Source organism: Superficieibacter sp. HKU1 (assembly GCF_029319185.1).
In the GTDB taxonomy this organism is placed as follows: domain Bacteria; phylum Pseudomonadota; class Gammaproteobacteria; order Enterobacterales; family Enterobacteriaceae; genus Superficieibacter.
The window spans coordinates 2509747-2531732 of the sequence record NZ_CP119754.1 but is presented as its reverse complement, the minus strand read 5'-3'; the positions used below and the strand labels follow the sequence as shown (position 1 = coordinate 2531732).

22 protein-coding genes are annotated in these 21986 nt (G+C 50.4%); 13 read left to right on the top strand and 9 right to left on the bottom strand.

Features of this window, described 5'->3' with window-relative positions; genetic code table 11:
• Positions 1-23 precede the first annotated feature (23 nt).
• Positions 24-482, bottom strand: a complete 459-nt coding sequence (locus P0H77_RS12120; protein WP_276157164.1) for a YchJ family protein — start codon at positions 480-482, stop codon at positions 24-26.
• A 112-nt stretch (positions 483-594) separates the two neighbouring features.
• Here P0H77_RS12120 and P0H77_RS12115 point away from each other — a divergent pair, with 112 nt between their 5' ends.
• The 3 genes from P0H77_RS12115 to galU all read left to right on the top strand — a co-directional run bounded on the left by P0H77_RS12115 (position 595) and on the right by galU (position 3307).
• Positions 595-1092, top strand: a complete 498-nt coding sequence (locus tag P0H77_RS12115) for a hypothetical protein (RefSeq protein WP_276157163.1) — start codon at positions 595-597, stop codon at positions 1090-1092.
• Positions 1093-1188: 96 nt separating this feature from the next.
• Complete coding sequence (gene rssB, locus P0H77_RS12110) at positions 1189-2202, top strand: two-component system response regulator RssB (protein ID WP_276157162.1); 1014 nt, start codon at positions 1189-1191, stop codon at positions 2200-2202.
• Between the two features lie 196 nt (positions 2203-2398).
• Complete coding sequence (gene galU / locus P0H77_RS12105) at positions 2399-3307, top strand: UTP--glucose-1-phosphate uridylyltransferase GalU (RefSeq protein WP_276157161.1); 909 nt, start codon at positions 2399-2401, stop codon at positions 3305-3307.
• Positions 3308-3461: 154 nt separating this feature from the next.
• On the opposite strand, the gene hns is transcribed toward galU, so the two are convergent.
• Positions 3462-3875 (bottom strand): histone-like nucleoid-structuring protein H-NS, encoded by a 414-nt coding sequence (gene hns, locus P0H77_RS12100; RefSeq protein ID WP_276157160.1) that lies wholly within the window; start codon positions 3873-3875, stop codon positions 3462-3464.
• A 559-nt stretch (positions 3876-4434) separates the two neighbouring features.
• Between hns and tdk the strand changes: the two genes are divergently transcribed.
• Complete coding sequence (tdk, locus tag P0H77_RS12095) at positions 4435-5058, top strand: thymidine kinase (protein ID WP_276157159.1); 624 nt, start codon at positions 4435-4437, stop codon at positions 5056-5058.
• A 97-nt stretch (positions 5059-5155) separates the two neighbouring features.
• On the opposite strand, the gene adhE is transcribed toward tdk, so the two are convergent.
• Entirely contained in the window at positions 5156-7834 is a 2679-nt protein-coding gene (gene adhE / locus P0H77_RS12090) for a bifunctional acetaldehyde-CoA/alcohol dehydrogenase (protein ID WP_276157158.1), read from the bottom strand.
• A 474-nt stretch (positions 7835-8308) separates the two neighbouring features.
• Between adhE and P0H77_RS12085 the strand changes: the two genes are divergently transcribed.
• From P0H77_RS12085 to P0H77_RS12055, 7 genes are all read left to right on the top strand, one after another.
• Positions 8309-8956, top strand: a complete 648-nt coding sequence (locus tag P0H77_RS12085; protein ID WP_276157157.1) for a YchE family NAAT transporter — start codon at positions 8309-8311, stop codon at positions 8954-8956.
• A 774-nt stretch (positions 8957-9730) separates the two neighbouring features.
• Positions 9731-11365, top strand: a complete 1635-nt coding sequence (oppA, locus tag P0H77_RS12080; RefSeq protein WP_276157156.1) for an oligopeptide ABC transporter substrate-binding protein OppA — start codon at positions 9731-9733, stop codon at positions 11363-11365.
• 84 nt (positions 11366-11449) lie between these two features.
• Positions 11450-12370, top strand: a complete 921-nt coding sequence (gene oppB / locus P0H77_RS12075; protein ID WP_276157155.1) for an oligopeptide ABC transporter permease OppB — start codon at positions 11450-11452, stop codon at positions 12368-12370.
• A gap of 14 nt (positions 12371-12384) precedes the next feature.
• A complete protein-coding gene (gene oppC, locus P0H77_RS12070) occupies positions 12385-13293 on the top strand; it encodes an oligopeptide ABC transporter permease OppC (RefSeq protein WP_276157154.1) in 909 nt (302 codons plus the stop codon).
• Positions 13294-13304: 11 nt separating this feature from the next.
• The gene (locus P0H77_RS12065; protein WP_276157153.1) at positions 13305-14309 is read left to right on the top strand and encodes an ABC transporter ATP-binding protein; all 1005 of its coding nucleotides are present in this window, start codon (positions 13305-13307) and stop codon (positions 14307-14309) included.
• Positions 14306-15310: a murein tripeptide/oligopeptide ABC transporter ATP-binding protein OppF gene (gene oppF / locus P0H77_RS12060; RefSeq protein ID WP_276157152.1), complete on the top strand. Its 1005-nt coding sequence runs from the start codon at positions 14306-14308 to the stop codon at positions 15308-15310. The genes P0H77_RS12065 and oppF overlap by 4 nt, the downstream gene beginning before the upstream one ends.
• A 47-nt stretch (positions 15311-15357) precedes the next feature.
• Positions 15358-16197 (top strand): ion transporter, encoded by an 840-nt coding sequence (locus P0H77_RS12055; RefSeq protein WP_276157151.1) that lies wholly within the window; start codon positions 15358-15360, stop codon positions 16195-16197.
• Positions 16198-16222: 25 nt separating this feature from the next.
• Here P0H77_RS12055 and P0H77_RS12050 read toward each other — a convergent pair whose 3' ends face one another.
• On the bottom strand, positions 16223-16552 hold the full coding sequence (locus P0H77_RS12050; protein ID WP_276157150.1) for an HI1450 family dsDNA-mimic protein: 330 nt from the start codon (positions 16550-16552) through the stop codon (positions 16223-16225).
• 36 nt (positions 16553-16588) lie between these two features.
• Complete coding sequence (gene cls, locus P0H77_RS12045) at positions 16589-18049, bottom strand: cardiolipin synthase (RefSeq protein WP_276157149.1); 1461 nt, start codon at positions 18047-18049, stop codon at positions 16589-16591.
• Between the two features lie 145 nt (positions 18050-18194).
• Between cls and P0H77_RS12040 the strand changes: the two genes are divergently transcribed.
• Positions 18195-18368, top strand: a complete 174-nt coding sequence (locus P0H77_RS12040; protein WP_133159223.1) for a YciY family protein — start codon at positions 18195-18197, stop codon at positions 18366-18368.
• 33 nt (positions 18369-18401) lie between these two features.
• Here P0H77_RS12040 and P0H77_RS12035 read toward each other — a convergent pair whose 3' ends face one another.
• On the bottom strand, positions 18402-18698 hold the full coding sequence (locus P0H77_RS12035; protein WP_276157148.1) for a YciI family protein: 297 nt from the start codon (positions 18696-18698) through the stop codon (positions 18402-18404).
• A gap of 222 nt (positions 18699-18920) precedes the next feature.
• Here P0H77_RS12035 and tonB point away from each other — a divergent pair, with 222 nt between their 5' ends.
• Positions 18921-19643 (top strand): TonB system transport protein TonB, encoded by a 723-nt coding sequence (gene tonB, locus P0H77_RS12030; protein ID WP_276165117.1) that lies wholly within the window; start codon positions 18921-18923, stop codon positions 19641-19643.
• A gap of 31 nt (positions 19644-19674) precedes the next feature.
• Here tonB and P0H77_RS12025 read toward each other — a convergent pair whose 3' ends face one another.
• From P0H77_RS12025 to pfkB, 3 genes are all read right to left on the bottom strand, one after another.
• On the bottom strand, positions 19675-20535 hold the full coding sequence (locus tag P0H77_RS12025; RefSeq protein ID WP_276157147.1) for a fructosamine kinase family protein: 861 nt from the start codon (positions 20533-20535) through the stop codon (positions 19675-19677).
• 104 nt (positions 20536-20639) lie between these two features.
• Entirely contained in the window at positions 20640-20930 is a 291-nt protein-coding gene (gene ghoS / locus P0H77_RS12020) for a type V toxin-antitoxin system endoribonuclease antitoxin GhoS (RefSeq protein WP_276157146.1), read from the bottom strand.
• A 75-nt stretch (positions 20931-21005) separates the two neighbouring features.
• On the bottom strand, positions 21006-21938 hold the full coding sequence (gene pfkB / locus P0H77_RS12015) for a 6-phosphofructokinase II (protein ID WP_276157145.1): 933 nt from the start codon (positions 21936-21938) through the stop codon (positions 21006-21008).
• Positions 21939-21986 lie beyond the last annotated feature (48 nt).

The following is a 21986-nucleotide window of genomic DNA, read 5'->3' as shown; positions in this document are numbered from 1 at the left end:
GTGTTTGTTGTGCGGGGCCAGGCTTAATGTCCACAGCACTTTTTAAATTTTTTACCTGACCCGCAAGGGCAGGGGTCGTTTCGACCAAACTGCGGACGGGTCCCGTCGATATAATACCACTTTCCGCCCTCCTTTAAGAATCGCGACCGTTCAATGATGACGCCGGGTTTGCCGTTCTCACTGAATTTTGCCACGAAGCTGACGAAGCCTTCGTCTGCTGAAGCGCTATCTTCCGTAGAGAAAACCGTCAGCCCCTGCCATTGGGTATGGGCAAATCCGTTTTCGATTTCCTGGCGAAACGCGCTCGCCTGGCAGGAAGGGTGCCAGGTATTAATCAGGTAGTCCGCATTTTTCATCACAAACGCGCTGTAACGAGAGCGCATAAGATGTGATGGATCCGGCGCATCCCGCTCGCCGGACACAAATTGTTGGCAACATAGGCTATACTCGACAGCGCTGCCACAGGGACAGAGTTTTAACAAAATTGTCACCTTGCAAAAAATGATAACGGCGTCAATGCGCCTGGTAGCGTTATGTTAACTGAGCGATGCCAATGTTGCACGCGAGAAGCTGGAGAGATGTTAGCCTGACATAATGAAAACAATGACGATGGAGATAACGCGTAATTGTGGTGTTATCCGGGGTCGTTCACCGTCCACGACGGTTGAACTTCCGCCAAAATCAGATGATCACATTTATAGCGGCGCAAATTTTTTAGTTTGTTTGCTGACAGAAAGCTGTGTTGTCATTTATTTTATTTCCGCGTTATTTACAAGGCTATTTTCTGCAGGTGTAATGTCCCCCACCGCCAGCTTCTTTTCTTCACCTTATTTTTTTGCTCCGCAACGGTATGATGGTAAGCGCTTTCATTCGCTGCACCGCGCCCGTCATGGCGGATTGTCTGGCAGTGCAGGCGGGTGGCAAAAAGTTGCAGGCAAATATCAGCAAAAGGTTGATATTTTGTTACAACTTTTCCATCATGATATTTGTTCCGGCGAATCGCTTACGTATGTACCTTTTCGTGCAGCCATGATGTTGTCCGCTGGAGAAAAAATTCTAAATAACAAATCTGTGGTTGTTAGCAATGTTTAAGCGTGCTGTGTTTTTAAGAATACTTCAGCAAATTCTGACAAGCGATAGCGCAGATAGCATGCCAGTATTAAGTTATCGCAAGTCAGAGGAGATACCATGACGCAGCCACTGGCGGGAAAACATATACTCATAGTTGAAGACGAGCCCGTTTTCCGCACTTTGCTGGACAGTTGGTTATTGTCATTGGGGGCGACCACGCTGCTCGCCGAGGATGGTATGGACGCCATTGAGAAAATGACCAACCAGCAGATCGATCTGATGATCTGCGACATCGCGATGCCACGGATGAACGGGCTTAAGCTGATTGAGCATTTGCGCAATGCGGGCAATCCGCTGCCTATTCTTGTTATCTCGGCGACTGAGAACATGTCAGACATCGCGCGCGCGCTGCGTATCGGAGTCCAGGATGTCCTGTTAAAGCCGGTCAAAGATTTCCAGCGCCTGCGCGAAACGGTTTTTGCCTGTCTCTATCCTGATTTGTTTAATTCCAGGGTTGAAGAAGAAGAGCGCCTGTTTGAGGACTGGGATGCACTGGTTAGCGATCCTGCGGCTGCCGCAAAATTACTCCAGGAGCTGCAGCCACCCGTTCAGCAGGTGCTTTCGCACTGTCGTATCAATTACCGCCAGTTGGTCGCCGCCGAGCAACCGGGGCTGGTGCTGGATATCGCTCCGCTTTCAGATGACGATCTTGCCTTCTACTGTCTTGATGTCACGCGAGCAGGCGACAACGGCGTGCTGGCCGCGCTGTTATTACGGGCGCTATTTAACGGGCTACTTCAGGAACAACTGTCACAACAGGGTCAGCGTCTGCCAGAAATGGGCAGTTTGCTTAAGCAGGTGAATAATCTGTTGCGTCAGGCCAATTTGCCCGGCCAGTTTCCGCTATTTATTGGTTATTATCACAGCGGATTAAAAAATTTAATTCTCGTCTCTGCTGGTCTTAATGGAACATTAAATACCGGCGACCATCAGGTACAGATCAGTACGGGCGTTCCGCTCGGAACGCTGGGTAATACGTATTTCAATCAAATCAGCCAGCGCAGCGAGGCATGGCAGTGTCAGATATGGGGCGCTGGTGGCCGTTTGCGTTTAATGCTGTCTGCAGAATGAGCAAATGAATTTTACGCTTGCGATAGGTTTACCTGCCAATGTACCGCAGTGGTACTATGCTTATGTTAATGCGTAAAAATCCTAATTCGAGCTTACCGCGTCTGTTTCAGACCAGGATTGTCTTCCGGTACTGATATACTCAACGCGTTAATTTATTAATGAGAAGTTCAGATTTCGAACACTTCAGGAGAGTTCAATGGCTGCTTTAAATTCAAAAGTCAAAAAGGCCGTTATCCCGGTTGCGGGATTGGGCACGAGGATGTTGCCAGCAACCAAGGCTATCCCCAAAGAGATGTTACCGCTGGTTGATAAACCGCTCATCCAATATGTAGTCAATGAATGCATTGCGGCAGGTATTACTGAAATCGTACTGGTCACGCACTCCTCCAAAAATTCGATCGAAAACCACTTCGATACCAGCTTTGAACTTGAAGCGATGCTGGAAAAACGTGTTAAACGTCAGCTGCTGGAAGAAGTACAATCTATTTGCCCTCCTCACGTCACTATTATGCAGGTGCGCCAGGGGCTGGCGAAAGGGCTGGGTCATGCAGTACTTTGCGCACAACCGGTAGTAGGTGATGAGCCCGTCGCCGTTATTCTGCCAGACGTTATTCTGGATGAGTTTGAATCCGATCTCTCTCAGGATAACCTGGCTGAAATGATTAAACGTTTTGATGAGACGGGCTGTAGTCAGATCATGGTTGAGCCGGTTGATGACGTTACCGCTTACGGTGTCGTTGATTGTAAAGGCGTCGCGCTCCAGGCGGGTGAAAGCGTGCCGATGGTAGGCGTTGTCGAGAAACCAAAAGCAAACGTTGCGCCGTCAAATCTTGCGGTTGTAGGCCGTTATGTGCTTAGCGCTGAAATTTGGGCTTTGCTGGCAAAAACGCCTCCAGGTGCAGGTGATGAAATTCAGCTGACGGACGCGATTGATATGTTAATCGAAAAAGAAACCGTTGAAGCCTATCATATGAAAGGCAAAAGCCACGACTGCGGTAATAAACTGGGTTATATGCAAGCTTTCGTTGAGTATGGTATCCGCCATAACTCACTGGGCGAAGAATTTAAAGCCTGGCTCGAAGAGACCGTGGGCGTATCAAAGTAATCTTTTAGTAACAGAAAAAACCGGGACGTACGATCCCGGTTTTTTTATGCCTGTAAAATAGACATTCCGCTTAAAATGAGCGTGGGAATGACCTAATCATTCTTTATTCAGGCAAAAAAAATCCCGCCATAGCGGGATTGTGGAAGCAGCGAGATTAGCCTTTAATCAGGAAATCGTCCAGCTGTTTACCTTGCTCGTCCATTGCTTTTTTGATTACAGCAGGAGTACGACCCTGGCCGGTCCAGGTTTTGGTTTCGCCGTTTTCATCGGTGTAGCTATATTTAGCCGGACGCGCAGCGCGTTTTGCTTTAGTACCGGTTTTTGCTGCAGTGATGCTGTTCAGCAATTCATTAGGATCGATACCATCAGCAATCAGCATTTCACGATATTGCTGCAGTTTACGCGTACGCTCTTCAACTTCCGCGGCAGCAGCGGTATCTTCTTCACGACGTTCGTTAACAACTACTTCTAATTTTTCCAGCATCTCTTCCAGTGTCTCAAGGGTGCATTCTCTGGCCTGAGCACGAAGAGTACGGATGTTGTTCAGAATTTTAAGTGCTTCGCTCATTGTAGTAATCTCAAACTTATATTGTGGGGTGGTTTGTTAAGCTAATAATAGAGCGATAATTGGCGTTGTGCAATAGGGAGAAATGTAAGGAACTCAAAATTGTCTATTATTTTTCATGATTCAAATTCCTGTTAACTTAAATTTTGCTCGCTATCACGCTTTCACTATTCATATAGCGTTCGATAAACAACATCGTTAACCCCTGATGGCAGATGATTTTTTTGCACTGTTTTACAACAAATTATTGTCTTCACGGATAAATACGGTGCCTGTGTATTAGCAAATCGATACATTTGCAAGCAGAAAAGCAAAATAGCCGGTACCGCTATCGTGGGCGAAAATCAAAGAAAGGTCAGGGTTGTTAGAAGAATGTAATGTCAAAGAGGATCCCGGCATTAATGAGCAATTGCATCATAACAGGGCTGGTTATCACTATATCTCCCGGCATTGCACCATCTGGTGCAGGTGTTTTCTGTTTAACGCCGTCACATAGTGCAGGCAAAAAATATGCTACACTCGCGGCCGCTATTAATACACTTTGATTGGGGTTATGCGGCCAATGGCACAACTATATTTCTACTATTCAGCAATGAATGCAGGGAAATCGACTGCGTTGCTGCAGTCATCATACAATTACCAGGAACGTGGTATGCGGGCGGTAGTATATACCGCAGAAATTGATAACCGCTTTGGTTCAGGTAAGGTAAGTTCCAGAATTGGCCTGTCGTCGCCCGCTAAGCTGTTTAACCAGAATACGTCATTACTGGCTGAAATTAGCGCGGAGCATGCGCAGGAAAGCGTTCACTGCGTTCTGGTTGATGAGTGCCAGTTCCTTACGCGTCAGCAGGTTCTCGAGCTTTCTGAGGTCGTGGATAGCCTCGATATTCCGGTACTGTGTTATGGACTCAGGACTGATTTTCGCGGTGAGTTGTTTATGGGCAGCCAGTATCTTCTGGCCTGGGCAGATAAACTGGTTGAGCTGAAAACCATTTGCTTCTGCGGGCGCAAAGCCAGCATGGTGTTGCGCCTCGACCAGGCAGGGCGACCGTATAACGAAGGTGAGCAGGTGGTGATCGGAGGCAATGAGCGTTATATCTCGGTGTGCCGTAAACATTATAAAGAAGCGCTCCATACAGGCTCTCTGAGCGCAATACAGGAGCGCCACCGTCGTAGCGCACGCTAACCCTTTGCGCCTGTAGCAAGTCGTTACAGGCGCGCTTTCAGGCATAAAAAAAGCCCCATCAGAGATGGGGCTTTTTATTACGATGGTTTGCTAATACTTAAGCGGTTTTTTTCGCTTTTTTATCAGCTTTTATTGCCGGAGCGACAGCAGCGTTCTCAGCAGGAGCACCTTCGCTGTATTCACGACCGTAGTAGGTATCAAGCAGGATCTGTTTCAGCTCGGCGATCAGCGGATAGCGCGGGTTAGCACCGGTACACTGGTCATCGAATGCGTCTTCAGACAGCTTGTCAACGTGAGCCAGGAAGTCTGCTTCCTGTACGCCAGCTTCGCGGATAGATTTAGGAATACCCAGGTCAGCTTTGATCTCTTCCAGCCATGCCAGCAGCTTAGCAATTTTCGCTGCGGTACGGTCGCCCGGTGCGCTCAGACCCAGATGGTCAGCGATTTCAGCGTAACGACGACGTGCCTGCGGACGGTCGTACTGGCTGAATGCAGTCTGCTTAGTCGGGTTGTCGTTCGCGTTATAGCGAATAACGTTGCCGATCAGCAGGGCGTTAGCCAGACCGTGCGGAATGTGGAACTGCGAGCCCAGTTTGTGTGCCATAGAGTGACATACCCCGAGGAAGGCGTTGGCAAACGCGATACCGGCGATAGTCGCTGCACTGTGAACGCGTTCACGGGCAACCGGGTTTTTAGAACCTTCATGGTAAGACGCCGGCAGGTTTTCTTTCAGCAGTTTCAGAGCCTGCAGAGCCTGACCGTCAGAGAACTCGGACGCCAGTACGGAAACGTAAGCTTCCAGGGCGTGAGTTACCGCATCCAGACCACCGAATGCACACAGTGACTTCGGCATGTCCATCACAAGGTTCGCATCAACAACGGCCATATCCGGCGTCAGCGCATAGTCTGCCAGCGGGTATTTCTGACCGGTGGCATCGTCTGTTACTACCGCGAACGGCGTAACTTCTGAACCCGTACCAGAAGTGGTGGTGATAGCGATCATTTTCGCTTTCACGCCCATTTTCGGGAACTTGTAGATACGTTTACGGATATCCATAAAGCGCAGCGCCAGTTCTTCAAAGTGAGTTTCCGGATGTTCGTACATCACCCACATGATTTTTGCTGCGTCCATCGGGGAACCACCGCCCAGTGCGATGATCACGTCTGGTTTGAAGGAGTTGGCCAGCTCAGCGCCTTTACGTACGATAGTCAGCGTCGGGTCCGCTTCTACTTCAAAGAAGACTTCAGTTTCAACGCCCGCGGCTTTCAGCACGGAAGTGATCTGGTCGGCGTAACCGTTGTTAAACAGGAAACGGTCAGTCACGATCATGGCGCGTTTGTGACCATCAGTAATCACTTCATCCAGCGCGATCGGCAGGGAGCCGCGGCGGAAGTAGATAGATTTCGGAAGTTTATGCCACAACATGTTTTCAGCTCGCTTAGCAACGGTTTTCTTGTTGATCAGGTGTTTTGGACCAACGTTTTCGGAGATGGAGTTACCACCCCAGGAACCACAACCCAGAGTCAGGGAAGGTGCGAGTTTGAAGTTGTAGAGGTCACCGATACCACCCTGTGAAGCCGGGGTGTTAATCAGGATACGCGCGGTTTTCATCTCTGCGCCAAACTTCTGCACGCGCTCAGGCTGGTTATCCTGATCGGTGTAGAGGCAAGAGGTGTGACCGATACCGCCCATGGCAACCAGTTTTTCTGCTTTAACGACCGCATCGTCGAAATCTTTCGCGCGGTACATTGCCAGCGTCGGGGACAGTTTTTCGTGAGCAAACGGCTCGCTGTCGTCAACAACGGTCACTTCGCCGACCAAAATTTTGGTGTTAGCCGGGACGCTGAAGCCTGCCAGTTCAGCAATTTTATAGGCTGGCTGACCAACGATGGCCGCGTTCAGCGCGCCATTTTTCAGAATCACGTTCTGAACTGCTTTCAGTTCGCTGCCCTGGAGCATATACGCGCCGTGGCTGGCAAAACGCTCACGCACCGCGTCATAGACTGAATCAACAACGATGACAGACTGTTCAGATGCGCAGATAACGCCGTTATCGAAGGTTTTGGACATCAGGATAGAAGCGACAGCACGTTTAATATCCGCTGTTTCATCAATCACGACAGGCGTGTTACCTGCACCAACGCCGATAGCCGGTTTACCCGAGCTGTACGCTGCTTTAACCATGCCCGGACCACCGGTCGCGAGGATCAGGTTGATATCCGGGTGATGCATTAAGGCGTTAGACAGTTCAACAGACGGTTGGTCGATCCAGCCAATTAGATCTTTCGGTGCACCAGCAGCGATAGCGGCTTGCAGAACGATATCAGCAGCCTTGTTGGTTGCATCTTTAGCACGCGGGTGTGGAGAGAAGATGATAGCGTTACGGGTCTTCAGGCTGATCAGAGATTTAAAGATGGCGGTAGAGGTTGGGTTAGTCGTCGGGACGATACCGCAGATGATACCGATAGGTTCAGCAATAGTGATGGTACCAAAAGTGTCATCTTCGGACAGAACACCACAGGTTTTTTCATCTTTATAGGCGTTGTAGATATACTCAGAAGCAAAGTGGTTTTTAATCACTTTATCTTCCACGATACCCATGCCAGATTCGGCAACGGCCATTTTAGCGAGAGGGATACGATGGTCAGCAGCGGCCAGAGCGGCAGCGCGGAAGATCTTATCGACTTGTTCTTGAGTGAAACTGGCGTATTCACGCTGGGCTTTTTTTACACGCTCTACGAGTGCGTTAAGTTCAGCGACATTAGTAACAGCCATAATGGTCTCCTGATAATGTTAAACTTTTTTAGTAAATCACTGGCCCAATTGGTAAGTATAGTCAGACCCGGCACGGCTTGCGTAAGCGCTTACAAAACAAAGGCTTTCTTACACTTGATTTACTGATTTACTAAAACAGCTTCACTTGACGCACCACCTTGCATTTCATTTTTCTCCCTGGCGGTGTCAGTAAGGTTACTCACTTCTGAGTATGAAATACGTGATCTATATCAAGTTTACGCAAAGCTGACACCTTTCAGCAGGCTGTTTTAGAGATAATGTATCAAGTGTTAAATATTTACGGCGTTAACATAATCCACATTATCATAATCAATACAAATATATAACACGATGGAATATCAGGTTTTTTAGGCAGATTTGTGGTGAAGTGTCCTGACAAAAAGCGTATCTTCGGCGCGCAATGATAATAATGTGTCGTCAACTACCACTTTTGATGAAGGTGCGGAGCCCGTCGTGAGCCAATCGCTGTTCGATTTCCCTACTTACTTTAAGTTTTTTATTGGTCTTTTCGCTTTGGTTAACCCAATCGGCATCATGCCGGTCTTTATAAGCATGACCAGTTACCAGACGGCAGTGGCGCGTAACAAAACCAACCTGACCGCCAATCTCTCCGTCGCCATCATTCTGTGGACTTCACTCTTTCTTGGCGACAGCATCCTTCAGCTGTTTGGTATCTCCATTGATTCTTTCCGTATTGCCGGCGGGATCCTGGTGGTGACCATCGCCATGTCGATGATTAGCGGGAAACTGGGTGAAGATAAACAGAACAAACAGGAAAAATCAGAAACAGCTATTCGCGAGAGTGTTGGGGTAGTTCCTCTGGCATTACCATTAATGGCGGGGCCGGGGGCGATCAGTTCGACGATTGTCTGGGGGGCTCGCTACCACAATTTTATGCATCTGCTGGGTTTCTCACTGGCCATTGCACTCTTTGCGTTTTGCTGCTGGAGCGTTTTCCGTATGGCACCGTGGCTGGTCAGGCTGCTGGGCCAGACAGGCATCAACGTTATTACGCGTATTATGGGGTTATTGCTAATGGCGCTGGGCATTGAGTTTATTGTCACCGGCATAAAAAGCATCTTCCCGGGTCTTGTCCACTAACGCCTTCCTCAACGTCCTCACAGGCGCAAACGAGGTTACCATCGTATGCGCCATTATTAGCAAAGCGTATATATAAAGCCGGATTTCTACTTATACATAATAAAATCCATTAACAGGCAACCTCATTGCATATCAATAAGTTAAAATCATCGCGTGTTGCATGTTGCCTGGATTATCAGCGGGCAGACTGTTATTTTTCTCACATCACACTCTGGGGCTTGCTCCCGGATAATTGAAATGATATTAGTTATTTCAACGTTCTTACAGACAAATGTGCTAAATAGTAAGCAAATGTTAATTTTTTGCAAAATGCCGCCTCATGACATCATGATGTGACGTTTCTGCGCTGGAATAGATGTTATTTGATTGAAAAACAAGTATTTTTTAGTTAAATTGTCTATTTTAAAGCCATTTTTATGACTGGTTGACATGACATAAAAGAGAATTGGTTAACAATTTTGCAAATTATATTGGCGGCGGCCGTAGGCATTTGATACTTTCCGGCCAGCTAATTTGCAGCAGAACTTGCGTAGATGAGAATTATTTTCAAATAGCTTGTCTTACGCCGTAAATGAATATGTCTCGACAGGGGAGACATATAAAGGAATCGACATAAGGTTGCCACTAGAGCCAACCGTAATAAATAAGTCGGTGATAGCAGCAAGAAAAGCAGCCCGGCAGTCGCCACAAGCTCCTGCATTGACCGGGAACCCTAACGGGAACTGAAGAGGCTGGCCCCGGGCCAGTAATTATAATTATTGGAGTCTTAACACAATGTCCATCATCACAAAAAAAAGTCTGGTTGCGGCAGGCGTTCTGGCAGCGCTAATCGCAGGAAATGTTGCACTGGCAGCCGATATTCCGGCAGGTGTTACGCTTGCTGAAAAGCAAACCATGATCCGTAACAACGGCGCTGAACCGCAATCGCTGGATCCAAACAAGATTGAAGGGGTTCCTGAGGCAAACGTGAGCCGCGATCTGTTTGAAGGTCTGCTGGTAACATCACCCGTTGACGGACACCCGGTTCCGGGCGTGGCCGAAAGCTGGGAAAACAAAGATTTTAAAGTCTGGACCTTCCATTTACGTAAAGACGCCAAATGGTCTAACGGCGAGCCCGTTACTGCCGAGGATTTTGTCTACAGCTGGCAGCGTCTGGTCGATCCTAATACCGCATCTCCCTATGCCAGTTATCCGCAGTACGGCCATATCCTTAACGTGGATGAAATCGTTGAGGGTAAGAAAAAGCCGTCCGAACTGGGTGTAAAAGCGATTGATGCCAATACGCTGGAAGTGACCCTCAGCGAGCCGGTGCCTTATTTTTACAAGCTGCTGGTTAACCCGGCAATGTCGCCGGTTAATAAAGCTGCCATTGATAAATTCGGTGAGAAGTGGACCCAGCCGGCGAACATTGTTTCTAACGGTGCTTATAAACTAAAAGATTGGGTCGTCAACGAACGTATCGTGATGGAGCGTAACACCAACTACTGGAATAACGCGAAAACCGCCATCGATCAGGTTACCTATTTGCCTATCTCTTCAGAAGTCACCGATGTTAACCGCTACCGCAGCGGCGAAATCGATATGACCTATAACAACCTGCCGATCGAACTCTTTCAGAAACTGAAGAAAGAGATCCCGAATGAAGTGCATGTTGACCCGTATCTGTGTACTTATTATTACGAAATCAATAACCAGAAAGCGCCGTTTACCGATGCACGGGTTCGTACTGCGCTCAAGCTGGGCCTGGATCGCGATATCATCACGAATAAAGTAAAAGCCCAGGGCGATTTGCCGGCCTACGGCTATACGCCGCCGTATACCGATGGTGCTAAACTGACCAAGCCGGAATGGTTTACCTGGACTCAGGCTAAGCGTAATGAAGAAGCTAAAAAACTGTTGGCCGAAGCGGGTTACACGGCAGATAAGCCTCTGACGTTTAACCTGCTGTACAATACCTCCGATCTGCATAAGAAACTGGCCATTGCCGCTGCTTCTATCTGGAAGAAAAATCTGGGTGTGAACGTTAAACTGGTTAACCAGGAGTGGAAAACATTCCTCGATACCCGCCATCAGGGCACCTATGACGTTGCGCGTGCGGGATGGTGTGCGGACTATAACGAACCTACCTCTTTCCTGAATACCATGCTCTCCGGCAGCTCAATGAACACCGCCCATTATAAGAGCCCGGCGTTCGACAGCATCATGGCCGATGCCGTCAAGGCAACTGACGAAGCCAAGCGTACTGAGCTGTACGACAAAGCTGAACAGCAGTTGGGTAAAGATAGCGCCATTGTTCCGGTCTATTACTACGTGAATGCGCGCCTGGTAAAACCATGGGTCGGCGGCTATTCCGGTAAAGATCCGATGGACGATCTCTACACCAAAGATATGTACATTATTAAGCACTAATGGCAATAAGCGGGGCAGCGTGTATCTGCCCCGCAGTGTCTTATTTCATCGCACCACAAAGGCACACGCCAGAAGGTATGGGCAATGTTGAAATTTATTCTCCGTCGCTGTCTGGAAGCGATTCCGACGCTATTTATTCTTATTACAATTTCGTTCTTTATGATGCGCCTCGCACCGGGAAGTCCTTTCACCGGGGAACGTACGCTGCCGCCGGAAGTGATGGCGAATATTGAAGCGAAATATCACCTGAACGATCCTATCTCCACGCAATACTTCAATTATCTGAAGCAGCTCGCGCACGGTGATTTCGGACCGTCGTTTAAGTACAAAGATTATTCGGTTAACGATCTGGTTGCAGCCAGCTTTCCGGTTTCCGCGAAGCTTGGCGCGGCGGCATTTTTCCTCGCGGTGATCCTCGGGGTATCCGCCGGCGTTATTGCTGCCCTGAAGCAAAATACGAGATGGGATTATTCAGTTATGGGGATAGCGATGACCGGGGTGGTTATCCCGAGCTTTGTCGTCGCGCCGTTACTGGTAATGATATTTGCCATTACCCTTAAATGGTTACCCGGTGGCGGCTGGAACGGTGGGGCACTTATTTATATGATCCTGCCGATGGTCGCGTTATCACTGGCCTATATTGCCAGCATTGCGCGTATCACCCGCGGCTCGATGATTGAAGTGCTGCATTCCAACTTTATCCGCACCGCGAAAGCCAAGGGATTGCCAATGCGGCGTATTATTCTCCGCCATGCGTTAAAACCTGCGCTGTTACCAGTATTGTCGTATATGGGTCCGGCCTTTGTCGGCATCATTACCGGCTCAATGGTTATTGAAACCATTTATGGCCTGCCGGGGATCGGTCAGTTATTCGTTAATGGCGCGTTGAACCGCGATTATTCGCTGGTGTTGAGCCTGACGATCCTGGTCGGTGCGCTGACTATTTTGTTTAACGCGGTAGTTGACGTGCTGTATGCCGTTATCGACCCGAAAATTCGTTACTGACGCTGGAGTTCGCCATGATGTTAAGTAAGAAAAACAGCGAGGCGCTGGAAAACTTCAGTGAAAAACTCGACATTGAAGGGCGCAGTTTATGGCAGGACGCACGGCGGCGTTTTGTTCATAACCGTGCGGCAGTCGCCAGCTTGATTATGCTGATTATTATCGCATTGTTTGTCATTTTAGCCCCGGTATTGTCGCAATTTACCTATTTTGATACCGACTGGGAGATGATGTCAGCGGCACCGGATATGGCGTCAGGACACTATTTTGGCACCGACTCCTCGGGACGCGATCTGCTGGTACGCGTCGCTATCGGCGGGCGCATTTCGCTGATGGTCGGTATCGCGGCCGCGCTGGTGGCGGTTATTGTCGGTACGCTGTATGGTTCACTTTCTGGCTACCTTGGCGGCAAAGTGGACTCGGTGATGATGCGTTTGCTGGAGATCCTGAACTCCTTTCCGTTCATGTTCTTTGTCATTCTGCTGGTGACCTTCTTTGGTCAGAACATCCTGCTGATTTTTGTCGCCATCGGTATGGTTTCCTGGCTGGATATGGCGCGTATCGTGCGCGGCCAGACGCTGAGCCTGAAACGGAAAGAATTTATTGAAGCGGCGCAGGTCGGTGGCGTTTCCACGGCCAATATCGTGGTGCGGCATATTGTGCCTAACGTGCTGGGGGTCGTGGTGGTTTACGCTTCACTGCTGGTGCCAAGCATGATCCTGTTTGAATCCTTCCTGAGCTTCCTCGGCCTTGGCACGCAAGAGCCGTTAAGCAGTTGGGGAGCGCTGTTGAGCGATGGGGCAAACTCAATGGAAGTTTCTCCGTGGCTGTTACTCTTTCCGGCAGGTTTTCTGGTTGTGACCCTGTTTTGTTTTAACTTTATCGGCGATGGCCTGCGTGATGCCCTCGACCCGAAAGATCGTTAAGGAGCACCGCCATGAGTATTATTGCCACTTCTCCGGTGGAACAGAAATCTGGCCTGCTGCTGGATGTAAAAGACCTGCGCGTGACGTTTAAAACGCCGGATGGCGATGTGACCGCCGTCAACGATCTTAATTTTAGCCTGCGGGCTGGCGAAACGCTGGGGATCGTGGGCGAGTCCGGCTCGGGCAAATCACAGACGGCGTTCGCGTTAATGGGGCTTCTGGCGTCGAATGGCCGCATTGATGGCTCCGCACTCTTTAACGGTAAGCAGATCCTGAATTTGCCCGAGAAAGAGCTGAACATGCTGCGCGCGAAGCAAATTTCAATGATTTTTCAGGATCCGATGACCTCGCTTAACCCTTATATGCGGGTGGATGAGCAACTGATGGAAGTGCTGATGCTGCACAAAGGCATCGGGAAGGCCGAAGCGTTTGAAGAGTCGGTGAAAATGCTGGATGCGGTAAAAATGCCGGAAGCGCGTAAGCGTATGCGCATGTACCCGCATGAATTTTCCGGCGGTATGCGTCAGCGCGTGATGATTGCGATGGCATTGCTGTGCAGGCCTAAGCTACTCATCGCGGACGAACCGACCACCGCACTGGACGTCACCGTTCAGGCACAGATCATGACCCTGCTGAATGAACTGAAGCGCGAGTTTAACACCGCGATTATTATGATCACCCACGATCTCGGCGTTGTTGCCGGTATTTGCGATAAGGTGCTGGTGATGTACGCCGGGCGCACGATGGAATATGGTCACGCCCGTGACGTCTTCTATCAGCCCGCCCATCCGTACTCAATTGGCCTGCTGAACGCCGTTCCGCGTCTTGATGCTGAAGGCGAGTCGTTGCTGACCATTCCCGGCAATCCGCCAAACCTGCTGCGCCTGCCGAAAGGATGCCCGTTCCAGCCACGTTGTCCGCACGCGATGGAAATCTGCAATAGCGCACCACCGCTGGTGGAGTTTGCGCCGGGCCGCCTGCGTGCCTGCTTTAAGCCGGTGGAGGAACTGGTATGAATGCCGTAACTGAAAACAGAAATGTGCTGCTCGAAATTGCCGATTTAAAGGTGCATTTCGACATTAAAGATGGCAAACAGTGGTTCTGGCAGCCTTCTAAAACGCTCAAGGCCGTCGATGGCGTTACGTTACGCCTGTACGAAGGCGAAACGCTGGGCGTCGTGGGCGAATCGGGCTGCGGTAAGTCAACCTTCGCCCGCGCCATCATCGGTCTGGTCAACGCTACCGGTGGCAAAGTGGCATGGCTGGGTAAAGATTTGCTGGGCATGAAGCCGGATGAATGGCGGGCGGTACGTAGCGATATTCAGATGATTTTTCAGGATCCGCTGGCTTCCCTGAATCCGCGTATGACCATTGGTGAAATTATTGCCGAACCGCTGCGCACCTATCATCCGAAAATGCCGCGCCAGGAAGTACGCGATCGGGTGAAAACCATGATGATGAAAGTGGGATTATTGCCTAACCTCATCAACCGTTATCCGCATGAATTTTCCGGCGGACAATGCCAGCGTATCGGTATTGCGCGTGCGTTAATTCTTGAGCCGAAACTGATCATCTGTGACGAGCCCGTGTCGGCGCTGGATGTATCAATTCAGGCGCAGGTCGTCAACTTGCTTCAGCAGTTGCAGCGCGAGATGGGGCTGTCGCTGATTTTCATCGCGCACGATCTGGCGGTGGTCAAACACATTTCCGATCGTGTGCTGGTGATGTACCTTGGGCATGCCGTAGAACTGGGTACGTATGACGAGGTGTATCATAATCCGCTGCATCCTTATACTAAGGCGCTGATGTCGGCGGTGCCGGTGCCCGATCCAGATCTGGAAAAGAATAAAACTATCCAGTTGCTGGAGGGGGAGTTACCTTCACCTATTAATCCGCCTTCTGGCTGCGTTTTCCGCACTCGTTGTCCTATTGCCGGACCGGAATGCGCCAAAACGCGCCCCGTGCTGGAAGGAAGCTTCCGCCACGCGGTGTCTTGTCTGAAGGTCGACCCGTTATAATAAAAAGGGCCGACATTTGTCGGCCCTTATTTTAATGAGGTTGCTGCGTGGCTACTGTTCGCACAATTCGTCAGCGCATTTATCATTCATTGTTCGATCACCATAGTCGTTCGGGACGCCGCTTCGAAGCGCTGTGTGGTTTCCTGGCGCTGCTTAGCGTCATTTCCATTTTCTTTGAGTCCGGGATCGGCACCACCTTTCGTTTATCCTTGAGTGAATGGCATTTTTTCCTCTGGCTGGAAGCCGGATTTACCCTTATTTTTACCCTGGAATACTGCCTGAGAGTGATGAGCTGGCCGACGCCTGCGAAATATGTCTTCGGCTTCTGGGGCATCATCGACCTGGTCACTATCCTGCCACTCTTCGTTATTCTTCTGTGGCCGCAGATTGGCATTGAATATGTGTTTGCCTGGCGAGCGTTGCGCGTCATTCGCGTACTGAGGATCCTGAAATTACTGCGGCTGATGCCGGCACTAAGTGGGCTGTGGGCAGCGGTAGTGAATTCTCGTCATCAGCTCATCCTGTTTTATTCTTTTATCGCTATCGTGATGATAATTGCCGGGGCATTAATGTACGGCATAGAAGGGCCGGTGAATGGTTTTACCACGCTCAGTACGTCTGTCTATTGGGCTATCGTTACCGTCACAACGGTCGGCTATGGGGATATTACGCCACATACGCCTGCGGGCAGAATCGTCGCGTCAATACTTATTCTGATTGGCTATTCCGTGATTGCCATCCCGACGGGTATCATTACTTCACAGATGACCAGTGAAATACAAAAACGTCGTCTGGCGAGAATATGTCCGCATTGCCATCAGCATGGTCATGAGATGACGGCAAAATACTGTAAGGCGTGCGGGCATTCGCTGGCAGAAGAGAAATGAAAAGGGCAGCCATGCTGCCCTGAAATTATTCACGCCACAGAATATGGCATAGCTTGTGATCTTTTTCCCGACATAAGAGCACGCGTGCAAAAATATCGTTAAGCTCGCCGCCATCGGTGTCAGCAAGACCGATTACCACTTCGGCAAAGAAATCCGGGTTCAAATCATAGTCCACATGCTCCTGCCAGTCTTCAGCAGGATCGAACAGTTCCGCGCCGCCGCGCTCTTCAAACTGTAAATTGAACAGGATGATATCAGCTGGATCGAGGTTATCCGCCGCCAGCTCAAGAAAAATATCGTATGCCTGCTCAAGCGTTTCGTCTTCGGTCAGACGGTTATTGAGATCCATATCCATAATAAGTACACCTGTTAGCTATCTATTGCGCTCGTTTTACAGCAACGGACTGAAGAAGTAAAACAGTCGCTCAGTGATCCTCTGCCACAGAGGACGTTTTACCCACAGTCGAATATCCAGTAACCGCGAGCGAGAAATGTAATCATCCTGAACCGCGGCTAAGTCGCCGCCAAATCCGGCATCATCAATAACCAGCGTAATTTCAAAGTTAAGCCACAGACTACGCATATCCAGGTTTACCGTACCCACCAGGCTGAGTTCCCCATCGACGAGCACGCTTTTAGTATGCAGCAGTCCGCCTTCAAACTGATAAATTTTAACGCCTGCTGCCAGTAATTCGGTGAAGAAGGCGCGGCTGGCCCAGCCAACCAGCAGGGAATCATTCTTGCGCGGTAATATAATGCTGACATCGACGCCACGCTGGGCGGCAGTGCAAATGGCATGTAACAGGTCGTCGCTGGGAACGAAATAGGGCGTACTCATAATTAAATATTCGCGCGCAGCATAGGTTGCCGTGAGTAGCGCCTGATGGATAAGATCCTCCGGGAAGCCAGGACCCGAGGCGATGGTGTGGATCGTGTGCCCGCTCGCTTCTTCAAACGGCATGATATTGTTATCAGGCGTAGGCGGTAAAATGCGCTTACCCGTCTCAATTTCCCAGTCGCATGAATAAACAATGCCCATTGCCGTGGCGACGGGTCCTTCCATGCGGGCCATCAAATCAACCCACTGACCAACACCGGCATCCTGTTTAAAAAAGCGGGGATCAACCATATTCATACTGCCGGTATAAGCGATGTAGTTGTCGATCATAATCATTTTGCGGTGCTGACGCAGGTCCATACGGCGCAGAAACACACGCATGATATTCACTTTCAACGCCTCGACCACTTCGACACCGGCGTTGCGCATCATATTCGCCCACGGGCTGCGAAAGAAGGCGACGCTGCCCGCAGAATCCAGCATCAGGCGGCAGTGCACTCCGCGCCGGGCGGCGGCCATCAGCGATTCAGCAACCTGATCGGCCATCCCACCTGGTTGCCAGATATAAAAGACCATTTCTATATTATGCCGCGCCAGTTGAATATCACGTATAAGCGCCTGCATGACGTCATCGGACGTCGTCAACAGCTGTAGCTGGTTACCCTTCACGCCGGCAATGCCCTGGCGGCGCTCACAGAGTTTGAACAGCGATGAGGCAACGGCGCTGTTTTCCTGGGCGAAGATATGTTTGCAGGCTTTAAGATCGTTGAGCCATTTCGCGGTGGAAGGCCACATGGCTCTGGCACGCTCAGCGCGTCGCTTGCCAAGATGCAGTTCACCTACGGATAGATAAGCGATTATACCGACCAGTGGCAGGATATAGATAATTAACAGCCATGCCATCGCGGAAGGAACTGCACGGCGCTTCATCAGGATGCGTAAGGTTATACTCGCGATGAGTAACCAGTATCCCAGGATTAGCATCCAGCTCACGACCGTGTAGAAGGTTGTCATAAGTAAAAAAATCCTTTTGATAGCGTATTGTTATGAGTGTACGCGGACAGAAACGTCTGGCAAATAAAAAGCGGAGATGAAAAGCGCTGTTCTGGGCGCGGCAAGGGTTTATAATGCACGTTCTTCCTTTATAAGAGCGGTAAAAATGAAGCGTAGTAGAACGGAAGTGGGGCGCTGGCGCATGCTGAGACAGGCAAGCCGCCGCAAATCCCGCTGGCTTGAAGGACAGTCTCGTCGCAATATGCGTATTCACTCCATCAGGAAGTGTCTACTTAATCAGCACCGCAATATTCTGCTGTTTGCGATTTACGACCTTTAAGTAAAAAGGGCACCGGTAAAGGTGCCCATCATCCTAGAATACTTTCTTGTACGGTTTTATCGTCACATTCTGATAAACACCCGCTGCGACATACGGATCGGCATCAGCCCATTCTCTTGCCGCTTCACTTGATTCAAATTCCGCGATTACGGTCGAGCCGGTAAAACCTGCGGCGCCAGGATCGTTGCTGTCAACAGCAGGCATTGGACCTGCCGTCAAAAGCCGTCCTTCATCATGTAATAACTGCAAGCGGGCCAGATGGGCCGGGCGCACTGACAGGCGTTTCTCCAGTGAATCAACGACATCTTCAGCATAAATAACGTACAGCACGGTAAGAACTCCTTATCCACAGTTTGCTGAAATACGGTAAGTGAAAGTGGGGCAGACTGCAATCATCCTCCTTGATGAAGATGAAAAACCCGGTAAAAAACAGGGAAAAACAGTGCCGATTTTGGCAAAAAGCGGTCGAAGTGAGAAAGGCTTATTGAATATGATTGCTATTTGCATTTAAAATTAGTCCATCATTTTTCAACAGTAACGACTATGACTTCAATGGCCCTTGATTTACCACGCCGCTTTCCGTGGCCTACATTGCTTGCTTTGTCTATCCACGGCGCTGTAATAGCAGGTTTGCTTTATTCCTCGGTAAATCAGGTTATTGAATTGCCCGCGCCCGCTCAGCCGATTTCCATCACGCTGGTCGCACCGCCAGAGCCAGAGCCTGTCGTTCAGCCTCCGGCACCGGAACCTGTCGTCGAACCCGAGCCCGAGCCCGAGCCGGAACCTGTTCCTGAGCCGCCGAAAGAAACGCCGGTAGTGATCGAGAAGCCAAAGCCTAAACCTAAGCCGAAGCCAAAACCAAAGCCGGTGAAAAAGGTGGAGCAACCGAAACGCGACGTGAAACCCGCTGAGCCGCGTCCGGCGTCGCCGTTTGAAAACACCGCGCCAACGCGTCCGGTAAACAATAGTACGCCGCCTGCGGCAAAACCTGCCGTTACGACGCCAACCGGGCCGCGTGCTTTAACGCGTAATCAGCCCTCTTATCCGGCTCGCGCGCTGGCGTTGCGGGTGGAGGGTAAAGTACGGGTGAAATTCGATGTCACCGCTGATGGTCGGGTGGATAACGTACAAATTCTCTCTGCGCAACCGGCGAACATGTTTGAGCGCGAAGTCAAAACGGCGATGCGTAAATGGCGCTATCAATCAGGTAAGCCTGGCAGTGGGCTTATCATGAATATCGAATTCCGCATCAACGGCGGCGTTCAGATCAATTAACAAACCCAGCCAGGCCTCCCACCCGGGAGGCTCAGGATCCCAGCACCCGCTCCAGCGCTTTCTGCGCGGTGACAAGATGCTGCCCGCCAAATAAAATCGCACGGTTAAGTAACGTATATAGCTGATAAACAGGTTGGCGCTCCAGAAAGCCTGTCGGCAGAGGAGAGATTGACTGGTACCCGTCATAAATCTGCGGCGGTTGATCGGGGTGCAGCGGCAGCATAGCCAGATCGCACTCCCGGTCTCCCCAGTAACAGGCGGGATCGTAGATAAATGGACCTTCCGGCCCTAATGCGCAGTTCGCCGACCATAAATCGCCGTGTAATAACGAGGGCTGGGGCTGATGGCCACTTAGCCGCTGCTGGATCTGCGCAACGATAGCGTCAATGTTGCCAAACTCGAGTCCTTTTTCGGCGGCGAGTTCGAGTTGCCAGCCTATTCGCTGCTCGGCAAAAAAGGTCGACCAGCGACGTTGCCAGGCATTGGGTTGCGGCGTGGTGGAGAGGTCGTTGTCGAAATCAAGACCGAACTGTGGCTGATCGCTCCACTGATGGAGATGCGCCAGCTGCTGTCCTAACTGAAAGGCACTATGCGCGTCCAGGGGGCGGGCGGGCAAATAATCCATTACCAGAAAGGCAGAATCCCGCTCATAACCTACAGCCCGGACATGGGGAACGGTAACGGTTTTACTGCGCGACAACAGTTCCAGCTGATCGGCTTCTGCGGTGAAGCAGGGCAATAATTCGCGTTCATCGCATTTAACGAAAAAATCACGTCCGGCATAGCGAATATGCCATGCGGCATGAATTTCACCGCCCGGCAGTTCATTACGTTGTTCGATCTCACCTTCGCCAAGTTGCTCACTTAACAGTCGACTGATAGCCTGCCACATGTTCTTTCTCCCATGTTTGTTGCCATATCATAACGTTAGCGCACAAATGCTTTGAAAAAACCGAACTCACGCACAATTGAAAAGACTGCCGGGGGCAATGGCACTTATTGTTTATCCGTCAGCCATGTCTCAAACGTCGTAACCTCGACGTCAGGGGCGACGCCCAGCGCGCTTTCAGCGAGGCCGGTCGTGAGCGCGTTGACCTCTTGCTCACGCTGCGGCGTGATAAAACCAAACGTGTTGGTTCCGAGTTCATGCACTTTGCCTTCGTCATCACTCAGCGTGAGCGTAAAGCCTGCGCGGGTAAGCGCATTATTCAGTTCATTAATTTGGGTCAGCGTTTCTTCATGAAACTTCACCGTTACGACATAACGTTTTATATCGCCTTCGCTCATGATCTACCTCGTTAGTTAGCTTAAATTTTTTAGTATCGCTGATGTTACCTGCACAGTAAGATCCTGACGTCGGGATCATACCCGGCGCAGGTACTCATAAATTTTCTGCGTATTTTCGCGCGAGCATAGCCGGGTACCCTGGTTAATAGTTGCGGCGCTACCGGCGGCCACGCCATAGCTGACCATTTCTTCCAGCGACGCGTTTTCGGCCATTTTTAGCGTCATTGCGCCGACCATACTGTCGCCAGCGCCAACGGTGCTCTGGCTTTTAACCGGTGGCGGAACGATTTGTACGCAGCTGTCACGCTCTACTGCCAGCGCGCCCTGTGGTCCCAGAGAAACGACGACGCGTAATGCTTTTCCGCTGTTGATAATTTCCTGAGCGGCTTCGCGGACATCATCAGGCTGAGTGAGCTCACGCTGGACCAGGGCACTTAATTCTTTCTGATTGGGTTTCACCAGTTCAATGTTGCCCACCTCCAGCGCGGCGGCAAGGGCCTCTCCGGAGCTGTCCATAATGCAACGAATGCGATGATGTTGGGCGGCTTTTATCAGTTGTATCAGCCGATCGATTTTCACGCCGGGTGGCAGGCTACCGCTGATGACCAGCAGGGAACCGGGTTCAATCTCCAGCACGCGCTCTTCAAGCTGGCGGAACTCATCGTCCGTGAGCGATGCGCCCGGCATCACAAAGCGGTACTGCTCACCGCTGGACTCTACGTGAACGTGCAGATTTTGTCGGGTCCAGTCTTGCGCCTCAACGGCCTGAACCGGGACGTGTTCATCGGCCAGCAAATTGACCAGATGCTCGCCCGTTGCGCCGCCCGCCGGAAAAATGGCGGTGGCAGTGCCGCCGAGGAAGGTGATTGCCCTGGCAACGTTAATGCCTCCGCCGCCGGATTCAAAGACCGGCGCGCTACAGCGTAATTTCCCTTCAGGATAAAGTTGTGGTGTCAGGGTTGCACTATCCAGCGATGGAGCGAAAGTGAGGGTATAAATTTTAACCATAATCGTACCTCCTTTGCATTCTTTTGAAGCGAAGTCCGGGAACGGATT